Here is an 8750-nt window from a genome sequence, read left to right as displayed (position 1 = left end):
TCGCCGTCGTTCGTACCGGCGTTGGTGTGCAGGTTGTAGAAGTCGACGTAGACGCCCTCGGAGAGGCGCTCGCGCATGAACGTGAAGCCCTTGGGGGTCAGGCAGTCACCCGAGTCGACCTGGCAGGAGTTCCAGTGGACCCGCTCGAAGTCGTCGCCGTCCCAGGCGTAGTTGGAGACGGTGTTGAGTCCGCTGCCGACACCGGCGCCGCCGCTGGTCGCGGTGCGGTAGGGGTGGGTGTCGGTGGAGTACAGGTAGGCGTGGTAGTTGAAGTCCTCCTGCACGTTCACGATGTCGTACGGGGCGATCCGCGTGCCGATCTCGGTGGTGCTCGTGTCGCGCGGCGTCGAGGCGCTGGACAACGACTCCGGCAGCCCGGCGACGTTGTAGGTGAGCACGCTGAAGCTGCCCGATGTTGCGGCGGCGGCCGGAGTGGCGGCGGCCACCGTGATCCCGCCCAGGGCCGCGGCTGCGGCCGCCAGACAGGCGAGAAGTCTGCGCATGGGGAAGTGCCTCCTGCGGAGTGACAGAGGGGGAGGGTGGTGCGGCGGTCATGTCGAAATGTAGCGACAAGCGCTTGCTGTGGCTCCCCTCCGGCCGTACCGAATCAGGAATTCCGCGTAACGCCCGGATGGCCAAGTCCCCTTGTGTGACCGTTTGTTGACGGTGCGGGGGGATAGCGTCCAGGGGCAGGGTCACCAGTAACCGCTCACCAGTAACCGCTCACCCCATCGCCCCCGCCAACTACGGTCGCGCCAAATGCCGCATCGTCAGCGCCAGTTGCAGTCGCAGCCGGCCCTGCGGAGTGCGCACCGGCCAGCCCAGCAGAGACTCCGCGTGGGTCAACCGGTCCTGGAGCGTGGAGTGGTGGACGTTGATCTCGGTGGCCGCCGCGCGCAGGCTCGTGGTGGCGGCGACGGCGTTCAGAGTGGCCAGCAGCCAGGGCGCGTTCGCCGCCGCCACTTCCAAGTTGTGGACGTCGGGTGGCGGTTCGGCACCCGGTGCCACCAGGTCGGCGAGAAGCGCGATGCCGCCGAGCGCGTCGGCGTGCACGATTCGCTCACCGGGGTCCTGCGCGGTGCCCTCGGCGGTGAAGCGGAGGGCGGTGCGGGCGGCGGCCCAGGAGCGGGGCAGGTCCAGTACGGGGACGGCGGGCCCGATGCCCAGCCGGCCGGCGGGCAGCTCGGCGTCCGTCGGGACCCGGAGCGCCTGTGCCGGAGCCGGCTGCGGACCGTCTTCCGGATGCGGGGCGACCGACATGGGCCGTACTCCGCATGTACCGGTGTCCGGCGGCGCGACGACGACCCGGGGCGGCCGGTCGAGCGGGGCGACGACACGGGCCCGGGTCGCGGGATCGGTCACGTCCAGTCCGAGGCGGCGGGCCGCGTGCAGCCGGGCCGGCTCCGGGGCCGTGGCGTCGAGCAGCGTCTCCACCAGCTCCGGGTCGTCGGCGGGCACCCGCCCCCGGGTGCGGTCGAGCACCAGCCGTACCGCACCGGCCGCCCGCTCCAGGATCACCGCGTCGACGACACTGGGCGCCGCCTCCGCCGTACGCTCCAGCCACAGCGCCGAGGCCCCGCCCGGCGTCAGCGCGACGGACGGCCAGGCGGGATCCGGCGGCGACTCGCTGTCCCTGCGCTTGCCGTCCGCCTCGACCCGCACCCGCACCCGCCGTTCGGCGTCGACCAGCCGTGCGGCACACCCGGCCAGCACCGCCGCGCCACGCACCAGCGCCTCAAGACCGGCCCGCGACTCGGCGAGCCGATCGAAGTATCCGATGACCTGGACTGCGGCACCGGCGTCCGGATCCAGCGCGGTCAGGCGCCCGGCCAGCTCTTTCATATCCCCATGGTGCGTCATGGAACGGGTGTGCAGGAGTCCGCGGACCGAGGTTCCGTCGAGGGCGGGACGTGGGGGAGTACGGAGGCGACTCGTGGAATGCCTCCGGACTCCGAGAAACGCCGACCACCCGCCCGACCGGGACGACCCGGCACCGTACGCGCGCCGACAGCGACCACCGATCGCCCCCCGGCGGCCCCGTACGGAAGCCGCCCGAACCCCCTACGCCCCCAACAACCGTCGCAGCCAGGTCAGATGCGCGGCCCGGGCCGCCTGCGACAGTGCCGCCTGCGGGGCGAAGCCGTCGAAGCCGTGGAAGCCGCCGGGCCACACGTGGAGTTCGGCGACTCCGCCCGCCTGCCAGAGGCGGGACGCGTAGGTGACGACCTCGTCGCGGAAGGTCTCCGCCGAGCCGACGTCGAGGAAGGCCGGGGGCAGGCCGGTGAGGTCCTCCGCGCGGGCCGGTGCGGCGTACGGGGACACGTCCGGGCCGCCGCGGCGGTCGCCGAGGAGCGCGGTCCAGCCGGTCTCGTTGGCCGTGCGGTCCCAGACGCCGACGCCGGCCATCTGGTGCGCGGACGGGGTGTCGTTGCGGTCGTCGAGCATGGGGCACAGCAGCAACTGGCCGATCGGGCGCGGACCGCCGCGGTCCCGGGTGAGCAGGGCCAGCGCGGCACACAGGCCGCCGCCCGCGCTCGCGCCCATGACGATGATCCGCTCCGGGTCGCCGCCGATCTCCTTCGCGTGTTCCGCCGTCCACAGCAGGCCCGCGTACACGTCCTCGATCGGCGCCGGATGCGGATGCTCGGGCGCCAGCCGGTACTCCACCGACACCACCACCGCGTCCAGTTCCCGCGCGTACTCCAGCGCCCCGGCCACTCCGACCCGGTTGTCGCCGATCACCATGCCGCCGCCGTGCACGTGATAGATGACGGGCAGCGGTCCGGCGGTCGAGGGCGCGGCCGGCCGGCAGATCAGCAGTGAGATGTCGGGCTCGCCGACCGGCCCCGCCACCTCGCGGTCCTCGACGTCGAAGGCTCCGTCCAGTGTTATGTCCAGCTGTCCCAACTGCGTGATGGCCGGTCCCTGGCGGATCTCGGCGATGTCCTCCAGCGACATCCCGGGCGAGACGAACTCCTTGATCAACTCCAGTGCTGCGGCGAGTTCGGGGTCGAACGGGGGCGGGGGCGGGACGGACGTCATGCGGTTCTCCTCACGCTGGGCGCGGCGGCTCGTACGGCCATACTCCGCGCGGTTACCCCCGATCCGCCCGCCGCCGTCCGGCGGAACCTCCCCGCCGGACGGCGGGTGCCCGACGGTTCCGCCCGCCGCACGGCGCTTGACTTCGAGAGCGCTCGAAGACCTACCGTCACGAAAGACGGTGAAGGTCCCGGTGAACTGTGAAACGGAGTCGGACATGCGGGTCGGTGTGCACATCAACCGGTTCAACCATCCCGGAGGACCGGCGGCGGTCGGGCCCGAGCTGGCCGCGGCCGGCGCCGCGGCCGAGGCGGCGGGCGTCAGCTGGCTCTCGGTGATGGACCACTACTTCCAGATGGAGTTCAACGGCGGTGCCGAGGACGCCATGCTGGAGGCCTACACGACACTGGGCTTCCTGGCCGGCCACACCTCCACGGTCCGGCTCGGCGCGCTGGTGACCGGTGTGACGTACCGGAATCCGGGACTGCTCGCGAAGATCGCCACCACCCTCGACGTGCTCTCCGGCGGCCGGGCCACGCTCGGAATCGGGGCGGCCTGGTACGACCGTGAGCACCATGGTCTCGGGGTGCCCTACCCGCCGGTCGCGGAGCGTTTCGAGCGGCTGGAGGAGACCCTGCGGATCTGTCTGCAGATGTGGGACCCGGAGGCCAACGGCCCCTTCGAGGGCAAGCACTACCGGCTCGCCGAGACCCTGTGCGTGCCCGCGCCGGTCAGCAGCCCGCACCCCGAGATCATGATCGGCGGTGGTGGTGAGAAGAAGACCCTGCGCCTGGTCGCCCAGTACGCCGACGCCTGCAACCTGATCGTGTCGACGCCGGACGAGCTGCGGCACAAGCTCGACGTGCTGCGCGGACACTGCGACCGGCTGGGGCGCGACTACGACCGTATCCGCAGGACGATCGTCCACACGGGCGAGTCGGTCACCACGGGAGACACCGATGCCTTCCTGCGGGAGGTCGCCGGGTTCACGAAGCTCGGGATCGACACGGTGATTGTGGGCCCGCGCACGGGCGAACCGGCCGAGTGGATCGAGCGGTTCGTGGCTCCCGCGGTACCGCGCCTGGCCGAACTGGACTGACGCGAAAGGGCCGCAGTCCGTGGGGACTCCGACCCTTCGACGGTGCGGCGGGGTACGCCGATCAGGCGGCGACGACCTCGCCCGCGTGGCCCTTCAGCTGGGAGAGGACCTCGGTCAGCTGGGCGACTACCTCGGCGTCCTCGGACGGGTGGGTCTCGGCGAAGCGGACCACGGAGCTGGGGATCGAGAGCTTGATCTCCTCGATGACCTTGCCGCCGGCGATGCCCACGGCCTTGCGGGCCTCGTCCTGCGCCCACACGCCGCCGAACTGGCCGTATGCGGTGCCGACCACGACGACCGGCTTGCCGCCGAAGCCGCTGGCGCCGTAGGGGCGGGACAGCCAGTCGATGGCGTTCTTCAGGACGGCCGGGATGGTGCCGTTGTACTCGGGGGAGAAGAAGAGGAACGCGTCGGCGGCACCGGCGGCGGCGCGCAGCCTGGCGGCGGCGGCCGGGACGTCGCCCTCGACGTCGATGTCCTCGTTGTAGAACGGGATGTCGGCGAGACCCTCGAAGATCTCGATGTCGGAGCCCTCGGGCGCGAACTTCACGGCGGCCTCGGCGAGCTGGCGGTTGTGCGAGCCGGCACGCAGGCTGCCGACGAGCGCGAGGATACGAACAGACATGGGGACTCCAAGGGGGGCTGAAACACTGCTGCAACGATCCGGACCGAGGTCCGCTTAGAAGTTGTACCAGCCTAAGCGGACTGCGGTCCAGTTTCATTCCCGGTGCTTTACGCTGTCTTCATGTCCAGCGCACTGCCGCCCTTTCCGAAGCCCGAGGAGTCCATAAGCGAACCTCAGTTGCTGGAGGTCCGCTCCTTCGGCGACAAGCCGTGCCTGCGCGCCGACGCGGCCCGCAACCGGGCCAAGCTGCTGGAGGCCGCCGCCCGCCTGATCGCGGAGCACGGGGTGGCCGGCGTCACCATGGAGGCCGTGGCCACGGCGGCCGAGGTCGGCAAGGGGACCGTCTTCCGCCGCTTCGGCGACCGCACCGGTCTGCTGATGGCCCTGCTGGACCACTCGGCGCAGACACTCCAGGCCGATTTCATGGGCGGACCGCCGCCACTGGGCCCCGGGGCGCCCCCGGGCGAGCGGCTGCGGGCGTTCGGTGTGGCGGTCCTGTACCGCTCGGCGGAGCAGTTGGACCTGCAACTGGCCGCACAGCCGGACCCGGCCCGCCGGTTCTCCCACACCGCGCTCCTGGCGCTGCGCACCCACGTCACGATGCTGCTCCGGCAGATCGTGCCCGACGCCGACTGCGAACTGCTCTCCCAGCCGCTCATGGCCTATCTCGACCCCGCCCTGATCAACCATCTGACCAGGCAGCGCGGGATGCCCATGGAGCGTCTTGAGGCCGGCTGGATCGACCTCGTCGCCCGCGTGACCGCCACGCCTCCGCCCTGCTGAGTCCGCCTCAGGCGTGGCCGGCGAACAGGTCGAGGATGCCCCGCGGGGCGTCGGCCCGGAACATCAGTTCGCCGTTGGCCGCCGAGTCGGCCGCCGACTCCTCGCTGCGCGGGAACAGCTTCTCCTCGTAGGCGGCGAGCGCGGCCTCGGTGTCACCCGGGTGCCCGGCCAGCGAGAGGCCCAGTTCGGCCCCGTCGAGCATCGCCAGGTTGGCGCCCACGCCCGCGAACGGCGACATCAGATGGGCCGCGTCGCCCAGCAGCGTGACCCCGGGCACCCGGTCCCAGCGGTGCCCGATCGGCAGCGCGTGGATCCGCCGCGGGGTCAGCGGCCCGTCCGCGTCGCCGAGCAGCGCCCGCAGGCTCTTGTCCCAGTCGTCGAAGTGACCGAGCGTGTACGCCTTCGCCGCCTCGGTGTCCGTGAAGTCGACGCCGTCGAACCCGTCCTCGGGGACGGCGAGCGCCACGTAGATGTGCAGGCTCCCGTCGGTCTCGCGGTGACCCAGGAAGCCCTTGCCCGCGCCGAGCGCCATCAGCATGCCGCCGCCGACGACCTCGGCGCTCACCGGGTGCAGTAGGTCGGCGTCCGGCAGGTCCGCCTCGACGAACGAGATGCCGGTGTACGCGGGCCGCGCGTCTGAGAGCAGGGCCCGCACCCTGGACCAGGCGCCGTCCGCGCCGATCAGCAGGTCGGTGGTGAAGGAGGTGCCGTCCGCGAGCGTCACCTCGTGCCGGCCGGCGTCGAGCGGGCGGGCGCCGGTGACCTTCGCGCCCCAGCGGACGGTGCCCTCGGGCAGGGAGTTGAGCAGCAGGTCGCGCAGCTGGCCGCGGTCGATCTCGGGGCGCCCGCCGGTGCCGTCGTCGGGCTCGTCCAGCAGGACCGTGGCGGCCTTGTCGAGGACGCGGGTGGCCTCGCCGCCCGGGTGGATCAGCGCGCGGAACTCCTCGTGCAGGCCGGCCGCGCGCAGCGCCGGCTGCCCCGAGTCCTCGTGGATGTCGAGCATGCCGCCCTGGGTGCGCGCGGCGGGGGAGGCGTCCAGGTCGAAGACGGCGGCCTCGATGCCGTTGACGTGCAGGACCCGGGCGAGCGTGAGCCCGCCGAGTCCGCCGCCGACGACGGCGATGGGGTGGTGGGGGGTGGTCATGGTGAACCTCCTTGAAGCGGGCGGGAGTTGGGGCGTCAGTCGGGTACGGCGGTCCGCTCGATGCCGGCGATCAGTGTCTGGAATCTCCAGGACAGGCGGGCCGCGGGCGCCCCGGACAGCAGCTCGCCGGAGCGGGCCGCGATGTGCGGGTGGGTCCGGTCGGAGACGTTGCGCAGGGCGTCGGCCAGAGCGTCCCAGTCGCCGCCGGTGGTGTCCTCCGCCGAGTGCTCGGCGGCCGTCGCGGTGGCCTGCTGGAGCAGCAGGTCCACACCCCACGCGGCCTGCGCGGGCGGGACGCCTCCCTCGTCGAGCAGGGCGAGCAGGGTCTCGATCAGGTTCAGGTAGTGCGGGCCACTGGGCCATGCCGTCAGTGCAGAACGAGCGAGGCTCGGGTGCTCGAAGAGCATCGCGGTGTACGCGGTGAGGACCTGTTCCAGGCGCTCGCGCCAGGTGCCTCCGGCCGGGACGGGCCCGATCGTGCCGAGCAGTTCGTCCAGGACCGCCGCGTGCAGCTCCGCGGTGTTGCGGACGTACACGTACAACGAGGCCGGACCGGTGTCGAGCTCCTGGGCCAGGCGCCGCATGGTGACCTTCTGCAGACCTTCGGCGCGCAGCACCGTCACCGCGGCGGCGACGATCCCTTCCCTGCTCAGGGCTGGTTTCGCCGGGCGTTCGCGGCGGCTGCGCGGGGTGTTGGGGCGAGCTGTCATGCCTCTACGGTAACGAACATGTTCGCTCCAAACAAGTTCGTGGCGAACATGTTCGTAAAATGCCTGCCCATGTCGCTGTCGTGACGACCGTTGCCCCGCCGCGCTGCCCCGCCCCGGCTTCTGCCAAGATGCCGTACGTCATGGTGCAGATACCGAAAACGCCCGCAGTCCCGTCACCCGCACCGCGCTCCGTGCCCACGAGCGCCGATGTGGCCCGCCTGGCCGGCGTCTCACGCGCGACCGTCTCCTACGTCCTCAACAACACCAGCGCCGTACGGATCAGCGAGCCCACCCGCCGCCGCGTCCGCGAGGCCGCCAAGGAACTGGGGTACGTCCCGCACGCGGCGGCCCGCAGCCTGCGCGCCGGACACAGCCGCATGGTGCTGATGCCGGCGCCGCCCATGCAAGTGGGGCTCCTCTACAGCCAGTTCATCAACGAACTCCAATGGGCGCTCAGCCGTCTCGACTACACGGTCGTGCAGCACGGTTCCGTCGGTCTGCGCGGCGACGAGGCCGCCCGCGCCTGGGCCGAACTCCGCCCGGTCGCCGTCCTGGTGCCCGGCGCCGGACTCGGCCCGCAGGGCGTCGCGGTCCTCAAGCGCTCCGGGGCGCGGGCCGTCCTCACGCTCGGCCCCGAGCCGGTCGAGGGCGCCCACGTCCTGCTTCTGGACCACGAGGGCGTCGGCCACTGTGCCGGTACGCACCTCTACGGCCGCGGCCGGCGCCGGATCGGCGTGGTCGTGCCCCAGGAGCCGGGCATGGGGATCTTCTCCCGGCCCCGCCTCGAAGGAGTGCGCCGCGCACTGTTCGGCACGGACGCCACGGTGACCGAACTCCCGCTCGCCTACAGCGAGGAGAGTGCCGCCAGGACCGCCGCCCAGTGGCGCGCTCTCGGCCTCGACGCGGTGTTCGCGTACAACGACGAGTACGCGATGCTGCTGATGCGCGCCCTCCAGGACGCAGGCATCCGCATCCCCGAGGACACCGCCGTGGTCGGCGCCGACGACCTGATGATCGGCCGGCTGCTGCGACCGCGTCTGAGCACCGTCCACATCCAGCTCCCGTCAGGCCGTGACCTCGCCGAACTGGTCGACAACGCGGTCCGCGACCCCGGCTCGGTGCCGCCCGTGCACGAACTGCTCGGCGCCTCGGTGGTGCACCGCGACTCCAGCTGAACCGGATCCGCCGAGCACGGGCCGGGGCGAACACGCCGTACGCGACTAGAATGTTGCATGCTCAACCAGACGGGGGTGCGTTCGATCGCGGATGCGGTCCAGACGTCTGCGCCGGATCACCGCATCCCGTCACACGAACGACCCGGGACTCCAACTACCCACGCGAGTCCCGCCG

8 protein-coding genes and 1 pseudogene are annotated in these 8750 nt (G+C 71.9%); 3 read left to right on the top strand and 6 right to left on the bottom strand.

Translation table 11 applies throughout. The annotated features are described in order from the left end of the window. From AB0I51_RS27080 to AB0I51_RS27070, 3 genes and pseudogenes are all read right to left on the bottom strand, one after another. Positions 1-503 (bottom strand): annotated as a pseudogene (locus tag AB0I51_RS27080) (endonuclease); the annotation flags it as partial. Positions 504-744: 241 nt separating this feature from the next. Next, complete coding sequence (locus tag AB0I51_RS27075; protein WP_362979356.1) at positions 745-1842, bottom strand: helix-turn-helix domain-containing protein; 1098 nt, start codon at positions 1840-1842, stop codon at positions 745-747. Positions 1843-2061: 219 nt separating this feature from the next. Further along, complete coding sequence (locus tag AB0I51_RS27070; RefSeq protein WP_362979354.1) at positions 2062-3042, bottom strand: alpha/beta hydrolase; 981 nt, start codon at positions 3040-3042, stop codon at positions 2062-2064. A 214-nt stretch (positions 3043-3256) separates the two neighbouring features. Here AB0I51_RS27070 and AB0I51_RS27065 point away from each other — a divergent pair, with 214 nt between their 5' ends. Next, a complete protein-coding gene (locus tag AB0I51_RS27065) occupies positions 3257-4138 on the top strand; it encodes an LLM class F420-dependent oxidoreductase (RefSeq protein WP_362979352.1) in 882 nt (293 codons plus the stop codon). A 61-nt stretch (positions 4139-4199) separates the two neighbouring features. Here AB0I51_RS27065 and AB0I51_RS27060 read toward each other — a convergent pair whose 3' ends face one another. After that, positions 4200-4763, bottom strand: a complete 564-nt coding sequence (locus AB0I51_RS27060) for an NADPH-dependent FMN reductase (protein WP_362979350.1) — start codon at positions 4761-4763, stop codon at positions 4200-4202. A 102-nt stretch (positions 4764-4865) separates the two neighbouring features. Between AB0I51_RS27060 and AB0I51_RS27055 the strand changes: the two genes are divergently transcribed. Next, positions 4866-5546, top strand: coding sequence for a helix-turn-helix domain-containing protein (locus AB0I51_RS27055; protein WP_362979348.1), 681 nt, complete (start codon positions 4866-4868; stop codon positions 5544-5546). Positions 5547-5553: 7 nt separating this feature from the next. Here AB0I51_RS27055 and AB0I51_RS27050 read toward each other — a convergent pair whose 3' ends face one another. Then, positions 5554-6690 (bottom strand): NAD(P)/FAD-dependent oxidoreductase, encoded by a 1137-nt coding sequence (locus AB0I51_RS27050; protein ID WP_362979346.1) that lies wholly within the window; start codon positions 6688-6690, stop codon positions 5554-5556. Between the two features lie 35 nt (positions 6691-6725). Beyond that, positions 6726-7400, bottom strand: coding sequence for a TetR/AcrR family transcriptional regulator C-terminal domain-containing protein (locus AB0I51_RS27045; protein WP_362979344.1), 675 nt, complete (start codon positions 7398-7400; stop codon positions 6726-6728). Between the two features lie 140 nt (positions 7401-7540). Between AB0I51_RS27045 and AB0I51_RS27040 the strand changes: the two genes are divergently transcribed. Next, positions 7541-8575 carry a LacI family DNA-binding transcriptional regulator gene (locus AB0I51_RS27040; protein WP_362979370.1) on the top strand — a complete coding sequence of 345 codons (1035 nt, stop codon included), beginning with the start codon at positions 7541-7543 and terminating at the stop codon, positions 8573-8575. The last annotated feature ends 175 nt before the right edge of the window (positions 8576-8750 follow it).

The organism is Streptomyces sp. NPDC050549 (assembly GCF_040655035.1).
Lineage (GTDB): Bacteria > Actinomycetota > Actinomycetes > Streptomycetales > Streptomycetaceae > Streptomyces.
This window is presented reverse-complemented; position numbering and strand designations above follow the sequence as displayed.

Excerpts from the sequence above, each read along its gene's own strand:
- AB0I51_RS27075 (WP_362979356.1), bottom strand. The coding sequence starts at position 1,842 with ATGAAAGAGCTGGCCGGGCGCCTGACCGCGCTGGATCCGGACGCCGGT.
- AB0I51_RS27070 (WP_362979354.1), bottom strand. The coding sequence starts at position 3,042 with ATGACGTCCGTCCCGCCCCCGCCCCCGTTCGACCCCGAACTCGCCGCA.
- AB0I51_RS27065 (WP_362979352.1), top strand. The coding sequence starts at position 3,257 with ATGCGGGTCGGTGTGCACATCAACCGGTTCAACCATCCCGGAGGACCG.
- AB0I51_RS27060 (WP_362979350.1), bottom strand. The coding sequence starts at position 4,763 with ATGTCTGTTCGTATCCTCGCGCTCGTCGGCAGCCTGCGTGCCGGCTCG.
- AB0I51_RS27050 (WP_362979346.1), bottom strand. The coding sequence starts at position 6,690 with ATGACCACCCCCCACCACCCCATCGCCGTCGTCGGCGGCGGACTCGGC.
- AB0I51_RS27045 (WP_362979344.1), bottom strand. The coding sequence starts at position 7,400 with ATGACAGCTCGCCCCAACACCCCGCGCAGCCGCCGCGAACGCCCGGCG.
- AB0I51_RS27040 (WP_362979370.1), top strand. The coding sequence starts at position 7,541 with ATGGTGCAGATACCGAAAACGCCCGCAGTCCCGTCACCCGCACCGCGC.